Annotated in this window: 17 protein-coding genes and 3 tRNA genes; 12 read left to right on the forward strand and 8 right to left on the reverse strand. The window is 36.9% G+C overall.

Annotation, left to right across the window (positions count from 1 at the left end):
- Nucleotides 1-42 precede the first annotated feature (42 nt).
- From ACA100_RS04370 to ACA100_RS04380, 3 genes are all read left to right on the forward strand, one after another.
- Nucleotides 43-118 (forward strand) — tRNA-Val (locus tag ACA100_RS04370).
- A 123-nt stretch (nt 119-241) separates the two neighbouring features.
- Nucleotides 242-317, forward strand: a tRNA-Val gene (locus tag ACA100_RS04375).
- 123 nt (nt 318-440) lie between these two features.
- Complete coding sequence (locus tag ACA100_RS04380; protein WP_481078777.1) at nt 441-1,793, forward strand: uracil-xanthine permease family protein; 1,353 nt, start codon at nt 441-443, stop codon at nt 1,791-1,793.
- A gap of 75 nt (nt 1,794-1,868) precedes the next feature.
- Here the strand turns inward: ACA100_RS04380 and ACA100_RS04385 are convergent, their stop codons facing one another.
- From ACA100_RS04385 to selA, 3 genes are read right to left on the reverse strand one after another with little or no spacing between them, the layout of a single operon-like run.
- Entirely contained in the window at nt 1,869-2,219 is a 351-nt protein-coding gene (locus ACA100_RS04385) for a Spx/MgsR family RNA polymerase-binding regulatory protein (protein ID WP_481078778.1), read from the reverse strand.
- 10 nt (nt 2,220-2,229) lie between these two features.
- Nucleotides 2,230-4,017 carry a selenocysteine-specific translation elongation factor gene (gene selB, locus ACA100_RS04390; RefSeq protein ID WP_481078779.1) on the reverse strand — a complete coding sequence of 596 codons (1,788 nt, stop codon included), beginning with the start codon at nt 4,015-4,017 and terminating at the stop codon, nt 2,230-2,232.
- Nucleotides 4,014-5,357 carry an L-seryl-tRNA(Sec) selenium transferase gene (gene selA / locus ACA100_RS04395; protein WP_481078780.1) on the reverse strand — a complete coding sequence of 448 codons (1,344 nt, stop codon included), beginning with the start codon at nt 5,355-5,357 and terminating at the stop codon, nt 4,014-4,016. The genes selB and selA overlap by 4 nt, the downstream gene beginning before the upstream one ends.
- A gap of 124 nt (nt 5,358-5,481) precedes the next feature.
- Here selA and ACA100_RS04400 point away from each other — a divergent pair.
- Both ACA100_RS04400 and ACA100_RS04405 read left to right on the forward strand, forming a co-directional pair.
- Nucleotides 5,482-5,571: transfer RNA gene (locus tag ACA100_RS04400), tRNA-Sec, on the forward strand.
- A gap of 179 nt (nt 5,572-5,750) precedes the next feature.
- On the forward strand, nt 5,751-6,929 hold the full coding sequence (locus ACA100_RS04405) for a tyrosine-type recombinase/integrase (RefSeq protein WP_481078781.1): 1,179 nt from the start codon (nt 5,751-5,753) through the stop codon (nt 6,927-6,929).
- Nucleotides 6,930-7,426: 497 nt separating this feature from the next.
- Here ACA100_RS04405 and ACA100_RS04410 read toward each other — a convergent pair whose 3' ends face one another.
- Nucleotides 7,427-8,329, reverse strand: a complete 903-nt coding sequence (locus tag ACA100_RS04410; RefSeq protein WP_481078782.1) for a DUF3800 domain-containing protein — start codon at nt 8,327-8,329, stop codon at nt 7,427-7,429.
- A gap of 636 nt (nt 8,330-8,965) precedes the next feature.
- Nucleotides 8,966-9,685: a hypothetical protein gene (locus tag ACA100_RS04415; RefSeq protein WP_481078783.1), complete on the reverse strand. Its 720-nt coding sequence runs from the start codon at nt 9,683-9,685 to the stop codon at nt 8,966-8,968.
- 158 nt (nt 9,686-9,843) lie between these two features.
- Between ACA100_RS04415 and ACA100_RS04420 the strand changes: the two genes are divergently transcribed.
- The 6 genes from ACA100_RS04420 (at nt 9,844) to ACA100_RS04445 (ending at nt 12,352) form a co-directional block, all read left to right on the forward strand.
- On the forward strand, nt 9,844-10,062 hold the full coding sequence (locus tag ACA100_RS04420; protein WP_481078784.1) for a helix-turn-helix transcriptional regulator: 219 nt from the start codon (nt 9,844-9,846) through the stop codon (nt 10,060-10,062).
- 11 nt (nt 10,063-10,073) lie between these two features.
- Nucleotides 10,074-10,724, forward strand: coding sequence for a BRO-N domain-containing protein (locus ACA100_RS04425; RefSeq protein WP_481078785.1), 651 nt, complete (start codon nt 10,074-10,076; stop codon nt 10,722-10,724).
- A 33-nt stretch (nt 10,725-10,757) separates the two neighbouring features.
- Nucleotides 10,758-10,982, forward strand: a complete 225-nt coding sequence (locus ACA100_RS04430) for a hypothetical protein (protein WP_481078786.1) — start codon at nt 10,758-10,760, stop codon at nt 10,980-10,982.
- 20 nt (nt 10,983-11,002) lie between these two features.
- Complete coding sequence (locus tag ACA100_RS04435) at nt 11,003-11,461, forward strand: hypothetical protein (RefSeq protein ID WP_481078787.1); 459 nt, start codon at nt 11,003-11,005, stop codon at nt 11,459-11,461.
- Between the two features lie 3 nt (nt 11,462-11,464).
- A complete protein-coding gene (locus tag ACA100_RS04440) occupies nt 11,465-11,701 on the forward strand; it encodes a hypothetical protein (RefSeq protein WP_481078788.1) in 237 nt (78 codons plus the stop codon).
- 135 nt (nt 11,702-11,836) lie between these two features.
- Nucleotides 11,837-12,352 (forward strand): hypothetical protein, encoded by a 516-nt coding sequence (locus ACA100_RS04445; protein WP_481078789.1) that lies wholly within the window; start codon nt 11,837-11,839, stop codon nt 12,350-12,352.
- A gap of 53 nt (nt 12,353-12,405) precedes the next feature.
- On the opposite strand, the gene ACA100_RS04450 is transcribed toward ACA100_RS04445, so the two are convergent.
- The 3 genes from ACA100_RS04450 to ACA100_RS04460 all read right to left on the reverse strand — a co-directional run bounded on the left by ACA100_RS04450 (nt 12,406) and on the right by ACA100_RS04460 (nt 15,229).
- On the reverse strand, nt 12,406-12,867 hold the full coding sequence (locus ACA100_RS04450; RefSeq protein ID WP_481078790.1) for a terminase: 462 nt from the start codon (nt 12,865-12,867) through the stop codon (nt 12,406-12,408).
- The gene (locus ACA100_RS04455; protein WP_481078791.1) at nt 12,867-13,439 is read right to left on the reverse strand and encodes a Panacea domain-containing protein; all 573 of its coding nucleotides are present in this window, start codon (nt 13,437-13,439) and stop codon (nt 12,867-12,869) included. Before ACA100_RS04455 ends, ACA100_RS04450 begins: the two co-directional genes overlap by 1 nt.
- Before the next feature lie 1,244 nt (nt 13,440-14,683).
- On the reverse strand, nt 14,684-15,229 hold the full coding sequence (locus tag ACA100_RS04460) for a hypothetical protein (RefSeq protein WP_481078792.1): 546 nt from the start codon (nt 15,227-15,229) through the stop codon (nt 14,684-14,686).
- A 298-nt stretch (nt 15,230-15,527) separates the two neighbouring features.
- On the opposite strand from ACA100_RS04460, the gene ACA100_RS04465 reads away from it, so the two are divergent.
- Nucleotides 15,528-15,884 carry a hypothetical protein gene (locus tag ACA100_RS04465; protein ID WP_481078793.1) on the forward strand — a complete coding sequence of 119 codons (357 nt, stop codon included), beginning with the start codon at nt 15,528-15,530 and terminating at the stop codon, nt 15,882-15,884.
- Nucleotides 15,885-16,005: the final 121 nt, after the last annotated feature.

Raw genomic sequence — 16,005 nt, forward strand, 5'->3', positions numbered from 1 at the left:
TTGACAGCGTATAGTTCTTTCGTTATTATACGTTCCTCTTTCGGGTAGTTAGCTCAGCTGGTAGAGCATCGCCCTTACAAGGCGAGGGTCGGGGGTTCGATCCCCTCACTACCCACCATATCGAAAGACTAGAGAAATCTAGTGTTAATTGCTTAAGTCGTTAGCAAGTTGATTGGCAAAAAATTGATCATTGAAAGAGATTGACATGATCAAAGCCATTCAGTATTATACGCACCTACTCGGGTAGTTAGCTCAGCTGGTAGAGCATCGCCCTTACAAGGCGAGGGTCGGGGGTTCGATCCCCTCACTACCCACCATAATAGAAAGGCTAGATGAAAATCTAGCCTTTTTTATTTGTTTTAATTATAAAAATAAATATCTGCTTGCCTTTTTTTTTAGCAGGACTACAATGCGCATTTTGCGATCAGGAGAATCCCAGAATGTCAGAGCAGGCTGTCAAAAGTGATTTAATTTATGGTCTAGAAGATAGACCACCATTGCCTCAAACCATCTTTGCTGCTTTTCAGCATCTTTTAGCGATGTTTGTTGCGGTCATCACACCAGCAATGCTTATTTGTCAGGCTTTAGCATTATCAGCTCACGATACACAGCGCATTATCAGCATGTCTTTATTTGCATCGGGCGTTGCATCATTGATCCAGATCCGTACTTGGGGCCCTGTAGGTTCTGGCTTGCTATCCATTCAAGGTACAAGTTTTAACTTTGTTGCACCACTGATCATGGGCGGTACAGCATTAAAAACGGGCGGATTAGATGATAATGCCATGATGGCGGCTTTATTTGGCACATTATTGGTTGCAGCAATGACTGAAGTTATTTTGTCTCGTACATTGCATTTAGCGCGTCGCATTATTACACCATTAGTTTCAGGGATTGTGGTGATGATCATTGGTTTATCGTTGATCCAAGTAGGTTTAACATCTATTGGTGGCGGTCACGGTGCTTTATCTGATGGCACTTTTGGTTCACCAAAATATTTATTGCTTGCAGCTTCCGTGTTGGTTGTGATCATTTTGTTGAATCGTCAAAAGAATCCCTATCTTCGTATTGCATCATTGGTGATTGCAATGGCTGTTGGTTATATTGTTGCATGGGCAACGGATATGTTGCCAAACAAAGTCATGGAAGAAGTGCCTTTGGTTTCTGTGCCCGAACCTTTTTATTATGGTTTATCATTCGACTGGAACTTGTTATTACCGTTAATTTTGATTTTTATGGTGACATCATTAGAGACGATTGGAGATATTACTGCGACATCGGATGTATCAGCACAACCAGTGGAAGGTCCTGTGTATATGAAGCGTCTGAAAGGTGGTGTTTTAGCTAATGGCTTAAATTCGATGGTTTCAGCAGTATTTAATACATTCCCAAATTCATGTTTCGGCCAAAATAATGGTGTGATTCAATTAACTGGTGTTGCCAGTCGCTATGTGGGTTATGTGGTTGCTGGTATGTTAATTTTATTAGGCTTATTCCCCGCGGTTGCACAATTTGTTCAGCGCATTCCTGAGCCTGTTTTAGGTGGTGCAACATTGGTGATGTTTGGCACAATTGCAGCTTCTGGTGTTCGCATTGTCTCTCGTGAAGCGTTGAATCGCCGAGCAATTATGATCATGGCATTGTCTTTGGCAGTTGGCATGGGCGTTTCTCAGCAACCGATGATTTTACAGTTTGCACCTGATATGATTAAAACATTGTTCTCATCAGGGATTGCAGCAGGTGGATTTACTGCGATCATTTTGAATTTAATCTTTCCTAGAGAAGATAAATAATTAATTCATGAGATTTAATTAAATAAAGCTTCTCACCGTAGGTGAGAAGCTTTATTTTGTATGAACTTTTATAGATTACTGAAAGTGCTTAGCCCAATCTTCCGCTTTAAAGCCAATTAAAACAGCCTTGCCATCTTGAACCAAAATAGGGCGCTTAACCATGCTGAGATTGCTTAAAATTAGAGGAATGGCTGTATCTGCTGATTCACATAATGATTTTTCATCATCCGATAGCTTGCGCCATGTTGTGCCGCGTTTATTGATCACAACATCCAAACCAAAAATATCCAGCCAATTTTGAATGGTTGCTGCTTCTACAGTAATTTTTTTGAAATCTTGAAATGTATATTCAATATTGTTGTCAGTGAGCCAAGCACGCGATTTTTTCACTGTATCACAATTGGGAATACCATAAACTTCAATCATTTTAACTCCTTTAATTCTCTACATATTCTTTGCAAACTTCTCGATCATTCTCGATGCGTTTAACCCAGCCATCTTTTTCCATACGATTCAATAATGGGATGAATTGTTTGCGAGAAAGTTCAATGCGTTCCCTTGCATCTGCAATCGTGAATCGTTCACCAATAGTACGATTGATCATGATTTGTTTGACGATGTCATTATAAACGTCCAAAGTGAAGAAAATATCATCTTCAGTGGGCACAATGAGGTCTTTTTCTGTCAATGCACGGAGCAAACGCTTGATGCCTACAATGCGTGATTTTCCTGCTTCAAAACCAGAAATGCTACATTTTTTAATTTCATCGTATAAATTTTGTAGATTATCGGGTAAAGAATCGCTCGCAAGATTGAAAGAATTAACAATGCCACCTTTGATTTTTTGCCATTCATTATTTGCACAGCCTTGATCAATCATCGCTTCAGTTAATGTTAAGGGATGTTGAATGGATTTAGCAATGTCTTCGATTGCCATTGCGCTGATAGCATTGTTCAATAAATTTGCGCATGCATCATGTAGCTTTTTCTTCGCTTTTGGCAAGATCCACCAAGTGCCTAAAATTTCAGAATCAGCGGGTTGCTTAATATCTTTGTGGCGCAATGTATAGCCATTTAACTGAATTTCTAACGCAATTTTGGATTCTAAATCTGCACTTTTAATATGGATACTTGTGAGTGCTTCTTGTAATAGATTGCGCAGTTTAGGATTCAAAGGATGCAGCCATGCTATTTTCCCCGCGCCGATAATTTGACTGCCACCATGTTGGATGATCAGCATTGGTTGTCCCCAAAATGCAGGAATGGCTTCTTGTAGTTGCAATCTTGCTAATTGTCCATCGGCATAGACATAGCATTTTGCTTGTGTATGAGATGTTCCCAGTGCAACTTCTACAACGCCTTGCTTTTTGAGCTTCCCGCTAAACTGTGGATCCAGTTGTACAACCCAGTCGGTGCCCATTGTGATTGAATCAGGATAAGCCACTAAACAACTACCGCGACTTACAGATTTTTTATTCACTTGTTTCAATCCGATGGCAGTTCTTGAATAAGGTTCTGCAACTTCCACTTGGTTGTGATAGCTTTGCAGCGATCTGACTTTAACTGATTGATTGCCAGGAAATAGTGTTAAGGTATCATTGTCTTTAACTTCTGCACCACGCAATGTTCCTGTGATTGTCGTGCCAATACCATTGACAGAAAATACACGATCCACATAAATGTGTGCACCATAATCTAACTCATCGCGTTCAGGTAAGTTCTGTGTTTTATCGATGATGATTTGTTTGAGTTGTTCTATGCCTTGCCCAGTATGTGCGCTCACATGTACAACATCAGGTAATGTGCCCATTGTATCTAGGAAATGTTCTAAAGCTTCATCTTCTACTAATTGCAATTGTGCTTTATCCACTAAATCACATTTAGTTAATACTAGGATACATTCACGCTTGCCCATTGCTGTGATGATGCGTAAATGCTCCATAGATAATGGCGCCCAACCTTCATCAGCTGAAACGACAAACAGCACAAGATCTAATCCCCAAACAGCGCTGACCATATTACGGATAAATCTTTCATGGCCTGGCACATCGATGATGCCGATTTTATCACCGCGCGGCGATGTGAAATGCGCAAAACCTAGATCAATGGTCATTGCACGTTCTTTTTCTTGCGGTAATCGAGATGGATGAATACCTGTTAACGCATGAATGAGTGATGATTTACCATGATCGACATGGCCAGCTGTTCCGATAACTGCATTCATTGTTCATCCTTTAGTTCAGTCATCACTTGAACAACATAATCATATTCAGACGGCAGTAGAGAAATAGGATAGATCAAAACTTTTCCTTGGTTAATGACGCCAATAATCGCAGTCGATTGTTGGCGAAGTAGTGTTAAAAGATCATCGGCGGATTGTTTGGCTTGTATCTCTAATGCATAGGTAGGATATTTTGCTTTTGGAGTTGTTCCACCGCCCACTAAAAACTCAGCTTTAATTACTTTAACAAAACCACCAATTTTTTCTGCTAAATCATCAGCCAATGATTTATGCCAGCTTAAGGATTGTTTCAGTGCCCATTCTGTGCGATTGGCATCACTGTGTTTGTCATTGAGTTGTGTGATTAGCAGATTTTCCAATAATGCATAAGTTTCTTTACCAGGGCGAAATACTCGCATCATGGGATGTTTTTTAATTTTTTGAATATATTGTTGTTTACCGATAATGATGCCAGCTTGTGGTCCGCCCACCATTTTATCTCCAGAGAATGAAATGATGTCCGCATCTAGTTTTTCATAGTAACTGACAGTTGTTTCATCACGCAGTAATGGAGATTGGTTCCCAGAGCCTTGATCTACCACGAGCATGACATGTTCAGGTAAATGTTTTCTGAGCTCTTTGGGATCTACTTGTTCGGTGAATCCTTCAAGATAGTAGTTAGATTGATGAACCAGTAAAACCATCGCGGTATTTTCTGTGATGGCATTTAAATAATCATCTAGCGTTGTGATATTGGTTGTACCAACCTCTTTCATAATCGCGCCTGATTCGGCTAAGATCTCAGGAATACGAAAGCCGCCACCAATCTGAACTTGCTCGCTTCGGGAGATGATCACTTCTTTATCAATGGCAAAAGCTTTTAAAATCAAGTGAATAGCCGCAGCATTATTATTGACAACAACATTATCATCGCCACCAAAATATGAACGAATGACGCGGTTTAACATGCCCATTCTATTGCCACGTTTCCCATCAATTAGGCTAAATTCAAGATTAGAGTAACGGCAAACAGTTTTGCCTGCCTCATCCCAAATGGTTTGATTAATGGGTGAGCGCCCAAGATTGGTATGTACTAAAATCCCTGTACCATTGATAACAGGTTGGGTTTTTTCGCGTGAGATCAAGGTGAGTTCATGGATGATGTGCGTCATTAATTCATCAAGATCAACGGTTGCATCATTGTCGATGATATAGGTTTTGTATTGATCGATGGTTGTACGAACAACATCGCTGACAATTGGTCGGCCCAATTCAGAAATATAGTGAGATAATTCGGGGCGATTGAGTAATTTACCTACTTGTATAATATTTGATAATTGCACGATCTTTGCCTAGCTTTTTAATAAAATATCTTGTAATTATAGTTGAAAAATAAGGATAAAGTATTGCTGAATCAATCTACAGTCTAAATTTGTGAATTGCGTCGCTGAATGTTATAGTACATGCGGAAGTAAATGGGTCCTGGGGGCTCCGCGGTCTTCAACACCGTTGTCAGCCTATCGGCTGAGGTAGGTTCGATTCCTGCTGCTTCCGCCATATGCCTAAAACGCCCCTTTTCAAAGGGGTTTTTTATTGTCCAAAATAAACTAATAATCCCAGTATTTAACGGGCTTGCGAGTATTATATTTTTCCATGCTCTTCTAAGTTTATTCTTTTCTTTCTTTTGTTTTGTTGGTAATCTTGTTGGTAATTTTTCTACGCCTAGAGATTAGATTATGCCTAAATTATCCACGCCTTTAACCTTTGCCAAAATTAAAGGGCTTAAACCTAGAAACAAACTATATAAAGTTTCTGACGGTGGCGGCTTATCTCTTTGGGTGTATCCAAGTGCCGCTATGAAATGGGCCTTATCTTATAGATTGAACGGAAAGCAGCAAACCATATATTTGGGCAATTACCCTGCTTATTCATTAACTGAGGCTAGAGAATGGCGAGAAGAGATAAGAGCCAAGCTTGATCGAGGTCTATCAATTCACAACGAAACTAATAAGGCTCAATATGTTTTTAGCCATGTTTACGAGGAGTGGTTTAAACGATGGTCCCTAGAACGAAAGAATAAAAAATATGTAGCTCAAGTAGATAGTGCGATCAAAACTAATATATTCCCAGTGTTGGCCAATATGGATATTAGAGAAATAAAAGCTATTCATATTGTTGAATCATTACGACCATTTGAGGAAAGAGGGGCGCTTGAGTACCTCGTTAAAATTAAATCTAGCCTAAACCTAATCTTTAGCTTTGCCACCAGTAGTGGGTTAATAGAAGTTAATCCCGTCACAGCAGTAGGAACGCAAGCATTTAAGAGGCATAAAAAAGCGCATCATGAGGCGTTAGCACCTGATCAGCTTCCACAGCTTATACAAGCGTTGGAGAATGGCGTTATTACTGATACGACCCGTTTTGCTATCTATTGGCAACTATTGACTGCCACACGACCTATAGAGGCGGTATCTGCTAAGTGGGAAGATATTGACCTAGAAGCCCGCACATGGTCAATCCCTGCGGAAGTAATGAAGAAAACGCGCCCGCACATTATCCCGCTATCTGATATGGCCATTCATCTATTAGGACAAATCAAACAGGAAAATAAAAAAGGTGTGTATTTATTTGAGAGCAATGACTATAAAAGCCATTTAAACAGAGAAACGCCGCGTATTATGTTGAGAAGAGCAAACCTACCCACCACAGCGCATGGATTGAGATCATTAGCAGGGACGATGCTAGAAGAGGGCGGCTATAGTGGTGAGTTAATTCATGCGGTGTTATCACATGCCAAAGATGGAGGCGACCAAACTACAGCGGCTTATATGAGATCGTCATTATTTGAGGAAAGAAAAAGCCCCATGAATTATTTAGGCAATAAAATTGCTGAATTATTAAAAATTGAGTTTTGAGGAGCGCCCAATTTTGGACTGTCAGATTAACGCCCCCAAATTTGGGTTGGTTGACTCAAGCCAATTTTGGACTGAGATGTAAATTGTCTTTAATTCCCTCAAACTGAGTAAATTCAAATAATAGGTTGGCGCAATTTTTCGCCGTCAGATTAATGCGTCCAATTAATGTAGATTTTTTAAAGCTCCACAAAAAAATGGAGGCGATTAAGCACAGAGTAAGGAAAGAAATATTTTCCGCTGTGAAATTTTCGCAACCTATCAACTACGGGGTTCATTCACCTGAAAAGTCGGGGCAGTACAAAATTATTGTAACGAGGTTATTAATGGCTTGGCTAAATAGGTCTATGGGGATAACCATAGACGTGAAGTCAAATTTGACCAGTCCTATTGCTGGATAGAGGACAGCACAAAATTGTGCAGTCCTTTTTTATGGACTCGTAAAACTAAATCACAAGGGTGATTTAATGTCATATTTGACAGCGCAAAATAGCACCGACCTATAAGCTATCAATCATATTTACTTCTGAAAAAGATTTTCCTTTATTAAAGTTCTTCTTTTGCCATTTGGCATTTTCAATATGCTCTTTCGGCTTAAACTTCCATATAGCTATAGCTTGGTGGAATTTATTGTTTTCTCCCCAACGCGTATTTTCAAACCAATGAAAAACTTTGCTTCCTCTCGTTTTTTCATCTATTTCCCTTAAAGCATTATAGATATGCTTTGCAAGTTGGTAGCGCGCCTTTTGCTTAGGGGTCATTCCTCTGATATTAGTATTTCTTTCTAATTGCTTCCCATTGCCATAAAATCCAGCTGCTCCCATTATCAAATCACACACTTGTAAAATTAAATGATGGCGACTATTAACAAAGTTAATATTTATGTGTAAATTTTTTAGTCCAAGCATTGAAGGGATTCTTTCTCCTAGCTCTTTTAATTTATCTTTGTGCTTTTGGCTTGAATAGTTATCTAGCCTAACATTCACCTGAATTTGATCGTTAGTGTTTTTTTCAGATATTCCACTCCATTCAATATGATGTTTTAAAAACTGATAATACAGTTTAAATTGAGAGTCAATATCAGGCACAGAATTAGGGTATTCATAAAATCGATCGCAAAACATTTGTCTATATTTTATTCCATGAAATAAAACATGGTTTTTAAAACAATCAATCAAGTTTTTATAATATTCTAAATTATTAGGCTCAATGGATTGCCATTTTATTTCTCGCTTATCAGAAGAGGCTATTTTTAGCTTTAAAATTTCATTGTCTAAGCGCTGCATCAAGCCTTCATAAGCAAATGCTCCACCAAAAAAAGTATGATATCTATATAAGGGGTTACCTTGGTGCGTCCATGCTTCATCCGCATATAATTCATAAACAACTATTTTCTTAGACATATAAAAAAAGACCCTTTGCCCCCTAATAACGCCGCTAATCATACAACCAGAAGCTTGGGGACAAGAGTCTTAGTTATAAGTATAGGGGAATTAATTTATTTTGTATAGGTGTAACGTAAAAGAAGATAATATATCAAAACACTTAAAAACGGCAAGAAACACTCTAATTTAGAGAGTTAAACAATAAAACCTCGCGCGCGTACGTGTCGGAAAACTCAATAAAACGAGTATTGATATTACCCTCAGTTATAAAATACTTTCGTAATCTTACCATCTTGCCTTGCCGTAATCTTGCCGTTCTAATGTATATCGGAATAGCGATAGACCTAGTACAAATAGGTCAGCATAATTTTGTGCCGACCTCGATTAAGTATTAATAGAGCTAATCAAATAGGAGGGCATAATTTTTTGCTGTCCTCTGTAAGCATTGATAAATCTAATTCCCACCAATGGTGGTTATTCGATGTTGGGATTCCGACCATGAGGACGGATAAGACTTGGTTAGGTGAAGTCAAATATTACTTGGCTGAGGTGTGTCCAAATTTGGACTATCTAACTTGTTGAATTTAAAGCAAGCCTCAAAATTGAGTTTTGTATAATCCAACTAAGGCAAAAATTGCACTAGTTCAATCACCCTTAAATCTTAGAATGATAACTTTTAGATAGAGCAGCGCCCCAGCAATCATAAAGCAGATCGTAATTATAGTTATCAGTGCTATTCTCTTTCGTTGGATCAATCTTAAAAGCGTCATTTTTATCTATGTAATAAAATAATGCTTCCTCATACTTGGTTACTTCTTTGTATGCTTTGAAAGTTATAATGATTGTATGTATAAAATGTTTAATAATAACGATAGTTAATCGCTTCAATTCCTCTCTATCTTTGACGGTGTTTTGTAGTTTATAGTACTGTTCTACCCCGTCTAAATAAATCAAAATATCATTATCTTGTGCTGCTAATACTAATAAGCGCCAATAATCTTCTATTCTAAGAAAGTGGTAACCATCTTTCAGGCTTCCATTAAATAAGAAAGTATTTGGGTATCTTTCTAAGATTAAGCTATTTATCTCATGTTCTTCATCATTAAGAAGATGAGGAAAACTTTTAGCAATATTAATAAATCTATTTGTTTGATTTGGTGACCAAATATTATCTGAAATATCCGCCAATGATATTCCACTTTCATGATCTACTATTATGCTTTTAAAGGAGTTCTCTAATGAAACTTCAATATAATTGGTCAGGCTTCTTCTCTCTTGTCGTCCTGCTAACTCAGCTAAAAATTTAATTTTAGGATCAAGCCTAAAGGTAGTTGTCTCTTTTTTTTTAGCTAGTGGCTTTACTTGTTCTGTCATCTTGTTAGTTCCTATTGAAAAATCACTTTTCTTTTACACTCATTGTAATCCAATTAAGTGTTTTAGTTTATTTTGTTTGCGTTTTTCTTTTTTATGTATTTATAATGTATTTGCTTTGTATTTGCATTGAAATTCATTATTTTTACTTAGGAGGTAAAATGGAAATTAAAAAAGAAGAATTAAACGTATCAGATCGCCACGTTTTGTGGAGCAAAGAGCAAGTAACGGGCTTATTGGGAATTAGCGTGTCAGGCTTATACAGCGCGATGAATAAAAGCCAATTCCCTAAACCAATCAAAATCGGGGGCGTTTCACGCTGGAGAAAATCCGATGTATTGGCGTTTATTGATAACTGTCAGCAAGAATTAGCCAACTAAGGGGGGCGATTATGGAGCAGATCAAAGCTGAGGAATGGAACGGTAAAAATATTCGCTTTCTATTTATAGATGGCGAATGGTTAGCAGTTGGTAAGGATATTACTAAGGCGCTTGGTTATAAAGATAGCGTGAACGCAATTAAGCAACATTGCGATGGGGTGGCAAAACACCACCCAATAAAAGATCGAATGAACCGAGATAGAAAAACTCGCGTCATAACTGAGCTAGATATTTACAACCTCATTTTTAATAGTGAATTACCCGAGGCTAAAACATTTAAAAAATGGGTATTTGATCTAATCAAATCACTAAGAGAGCAAGCAGGGCTTGAGGGCTATCAAATCTTCACCATGACGGATAAGCAGTACCAAAAGGACGCAATGGATAAGATCAAGGATTTAAAGCCCAATGCTAAGAACTTTGACTATATCAACGCCAATAAACTAGCTAATGAGGTAGTCCAAAAAATATATGGCTTAGACAAGGGCGTTAAAAAAGGCGATTTTAACCTCAAGCAATTGGAGAGCCGTAAGGCTGTCATGGATATTATAACGTCAGTCACAGAGCTTAAAACTAAGAATAAATCAGATATTAGCGTCAGGGCTACAGTTCTAGCAATGTTTGAAAATTCGAGCCATAAAGTCACTTTAACAGCTAATTAACAACAACATTTAACAACAAGGAATATTTTAAATATGTCACAAGCAGCAAAGAGCGCGCAATTAGAAAACTACGACAACTTGTCTTTATCCGTTGAGTACTTTGGGTGGGTTAATTTCTTAAATGAAATGATTAGCCATGAGATCAGAAAGGAAAATCCAAACGCTTACACTATTGAGAAATTGAGCGATATAGCGGCACATATTGCCAGTAGTAACAATATTCAGGATATATACAAAGAAGCCAAAGCCAATCACTAATTTAAACAGAGGGAAATATTATGGAAGTAAAAGAAATGGATTTTGATACGTTTATGGCTGTAAATAAAAAGGGCTACGATGCAAAAAATGCCCGAATTATCGAGGTAGCGGATACGGTGGAATATTTGCAGAGCGAAGTATATAGCGCTGAAAATATTAGCTTTATTCTCAATGGGCGATTAAAGGAAATCGAGGAAACCATTATTAATGGCGAGGGGTTCATAGAAAACTATTGGCTGATAGATGAAGTTATCAAAGCGATGGACTCAAGCCTAGATTTATCATTGATCGAAAAGGGCGAGCCAATGCCGTTCTATTGTGAAAGTGAAGAGTCATTTTATAAGCATCAAATCAGAGATATGAAGCAAGAAGTAATAACACTCTTATCCCTACAATATGCCGCTAAAGCTGAGATAAACAAAAGGATTGCTGACATGGCTAGATTGTCAATTTTAAACCAATTAGACGAGGATATTTAGGCTATGAATGAATGTAAAAACCTACAAGGTAAGGAGCTTGCTGTATGTGAGTATATGGTAGCTAATGACGGGATTAATCGTTTTGAAGCTACTAAGGTGGGCGATTGGTGTTTAAACACAACGATCAGCATTTTGAGAAAAAAGGGCGTTAATATTCGTGATGAATTTGAGAAAGTCCCTACCCGTTGGGGTAAGGACACTCATGTTAAACGCTACTACCTAGTAAGCAAAACACAGTAATAAACCCATAAAATAAAGCGTACTAGTTCGCAGCTAATACGCTTTTATCAATCTAAAGTTTATGATCATGAGTATATCAATTGTAATGACATTCGCAACAAATAAAGCATATTTCTTGCCTTGTGGTGGCTTGTTATGAGCTATTCTAAAAAGCAATTAGAAGCCCAAGCATATAAGGGCAAGAAAGAAAGCGGTTTTATGTCTATTGGTCGGGAGGCTTATTCCATGTATCCCCAGGACTATTGCCGTCATGCTTCTATTGTCCTTTCATCTAATTCCGTCAGGATATTAAACCTATTAATATCTAAACTGAGAGGGGAGCAGAAGAGAGGGCAGTATATTACTAATAATGGCGATCTGAGCATTACTCATAAAGAGCTAACAGAAAAATACAGCATTGGAATATCCCCAAATAGCTTCTATAATTCAATTAAGGAAATGATAGACAAAGGCTTTATTATCAAGACGAGGCAGGGCGGTAAAAATCTATGCTCTTTATATGCTCTTACATTTATGAAAATAGGCGATATTAGGGACGCAAACGGAAAGAGAAAAATTGACCATCCACCGACTGAATTGCCCAGCAATGACTGGAGAATGATAGCAATACAGAATAAGCAATACCTCCCGATCAATGATAATCAGTTTTAAATTAGCCCATTTAGCCGATGGGCTTTTTTGATAGGCCAAATAATAATTTAAAATTAAGTGGCGTTTATTGTTTCGATTGTTTCTAGGTATAACTCGGGGCAGGCTTCTTGGTTCATTGCTTGCTTGAAAAATCTTGTATATTTTCTTGCGGTATAGCCTGATTGGAATAATCCCGAAATGATCTGATTATATACGTCCATAGAAACGGGGCTTTTAGCAATAAAATCACCTGAATTAATAGCATTTTGTAAAAATAATGCGGGTTCAATCCTAGCCTCTTTATAGACTATATAGCTATCTCTAGTGATAAAATCATGGCAGCCAGCTCTAAGAACACAGGATTGATCGTAAATAATGTCAGGCTTGATAGATGAAAAATTCACCAATAAAACCACATCAGATCGCCCGTTTAAAACATCATTACAAGGGTCATTTAATACTACGAATAAATGCTTAGTATCATCGTTTGATTGCGATCTTGTATACATCAATAAAGAAGCTTTAGCATTAATCATTATTGATTTCTTTCGATAATGCTATCAAATTCTAGGCGTAGATTATTTTCATCCATTATCGCCTTAATGGTGTCTATATCCTTGCCTAGATAAGTTAGGAGGGTATCCAAATGAATTGGCATACTAGAGCCTTGAGGGTCTTTCCATTCAGGGATATTTAGTGGATTATGCGTATAGTCTACTAAGCTCCATTGGTCATAGTTCCCAAACTTTTCATAAATTGCAGAAAGAATATTTATATCATTTTTGGATAATTCGCCCAATTCATCTAAATCCAAATCATTATCAAAATTGTAATCGCTTCCCACATGATGATTTTCTTTGTCTGTAATCCATTTATTCCAAGTATTATCAAACCTAACAACACCATTAATTAGATTTAATGTGGTTGATAGTACTGGACCATATGGCATAGAACAATAACTATCCCCAGTAATAGGAGTATTAAAGTGCTTATAACTTTCTCTATCAGCTAAATACAATAACTTCATTAGCTTGAGATGGGGCATTTTTCCGCCTTCTTTGGCGACAAGGTAGGCGGCTGCTTGTGCTGTTTTTAATTCATCAAACATTGCTATCTCCTTGATTTATTAGGTTGTTGGCGTGAATTTCCATACATGTATAGTATATAGTAATGGATATTTTTATCCACCGTTTCTTATATGTCCATATTTGACTATATTAATTAAAACAAACCTCATAGAGATTTGGGAATGTTTGAAAATTGCGAGTCTACGCACCCGCAAGCCGTAAAATAGCTAGGGAGTACCTTTTTTGTTTCAGGTTATTTCAGGTTTTAAGATGTTATTTTTTTACCACTTATGACCCACGTGCTATACATCATCAATATTGGTTAATATTTAGAGAAAGAAACAATAAAGAATATACATAATATGGCTAATATATTAGAAGGACTATCGTAGGGATAGCTATTGGGTGGCTAAAAAGTAATCAAAAGTGGCTGACAACTATCGTAGGGATAGCTATTGGCGTTTTATGATCGTTTAGTGACTATCGTAGGGATAGCTGTCAGTAAATAGTAACTATCGTAGGGATAGTTAGAATGTCAATATTCTGTAAATTTATTGGAATTATTCTCATTTGTATATCTGCTTAATGATTTTTGATATCAGGTTTTATTAGGTTGTCAGGTGTTATTTCTGTTTAATGCTGTTATTACGATAGAGCCAATCTGACCTAATGGAAGTGTCATTTTGAGCAATTGCAAATTATTAGACTTGATTCTGAATGTGGCGGAAATTCCACATAGTTGCTTAAGGCTTTAAATTCGCTATTAAATCGCCCCTATTAGTTTTGGCTGTCATTACAATAGAAAGATCATATCGTTTAAATTTGGTATGAGTCTGAAAGGAATATGATTATATTTACCATTGTTTAACGTGTCGGATAATTAAATTATTCTGAAAATATCCGTCCAGTCGTTTTGCGTGCGCTCAAAATGCGTGTACGGAAAACAAAGACACGGCTCTTATGATCTACAAAACTATGATTTTAATGTCAGGTTTAGTAAGGTTTTAATGTTAACAAATGTCAACATTTTTGAGTAACAACTCTCACCCTAAACTAATCCTCTCAGCGTGCCCGAAAACTTCTTTTTTTATGGACTCTAAAAACGCAGCCAGTCCAAATTTGGACTCGTTAAAAGGTAAGCACGAATTATGCTCACCTAATCTAGCCATAACAATTAATAACATTGTTGTAATTCTCTTTTTATAGTGTTCCGATACTTAAAAGATATTATTTATAAATGTCATGTTTTGTCAGGTTCTAACGTGCCCGAAAATTCAATTAAAAGCTATCTTTTGTTGGTTTTCTTTCTTTGAATGTCTGCGATAACCCTAGCTATTGAATGTTCAGCATTTGAATATTGTCTAGCACTGGAGGCAATTCCTAAGCGCTCTAATGTTTTACGGGGCGTTTCTTTTTGTTGCTGGTTTAGCATGACCGCTTTTATTAGTTTTGCGTATTTCTTTTGATAAATATTCCCACATTCCATAATAGAAAGCGCTTCAATGACATAACTAACTGATTTGCTTGTAGATAGGTTGGGGGTGTTATCTACTCTAGTGCTTTTACTTTTGCCTAAGCTCTCGAGATATGAATTACCATAGCCATTATTTGTAAAAAGCCATTTTTGCCATGCTTCTAAGCACCTGCGACCCTCAGCAATCATTAGCTTTTTGTCTTTGGCTGTAATGATCTGTTGCTTTTCTTGCTCTTTGTGGGTGTTATGCTCAGGCATTTTAAAACCAATTAATTTGCCATTCTTAAGTACTAGTCCAAAACTCACAGATGCTTTATCGGTGTAATCTGTTTCAATATTTTGTTTATGGTTATCCATGATTAGCCTTTAACAATTGAGTAATTAAATATAAAATGAATCTTCAAGAGGTAAAAATATTCAGAACGATTTATTTATAAAATGCCTCTATGATTTTTGTATGTTGGTATCCTTGTTGGTAATTTTATGATTTTAACGAAATTAGTATAATATAAATCATATCCTTATATTTTTTGTTCTTATGATGCTGCTTCCGCCAATGAATTCTTGAAGCCCTTGTATAGCAAGGGCTTTTTATTATTTAAAAAATTTTTATTAAAATAGCGTATTATTTAGATTTTTATAATTAAATGAGATAATGATTTTGAGAATATTAAGTTTATTGATTTTAGCAGTGTCATTTTCTAACGTATCATTTGGTGAAATTTTGGATGATGGCATTGCATGTGTTATGCCATTAAAAACAGACGGTACATACAATGCGGCCTATCGATTGCGATATGTTGTGATGTCAGGTGATTATATTAACGAAGGTACACGATCACAAAGTTATGATCCACACATTAATTATGTGGTAACAGAGTGGCCAGAAGGTAAATACAGCGTGTTTGATATTGCTTTTGATTCAGAATTAATGCCTGTTGATGTGTTAACGAAAGATGAAATGGGTCGTGCCCATAAGATTAAAAAGTCATATTCAACACAATGTTCTTAAAAATGTTTTTACGCTAATTTAACGATATTCATAAAGCCGATAACGATTCAGTATTATCGGTTTTTTTGATGGTTTGAATGGTTGTTTTGTTGCCTAAATAGCAACAATAATTCAAATCTGT

Source organism: Wohlfahrtiimonas sp. XWW7, from assembly GCF_056716055.1.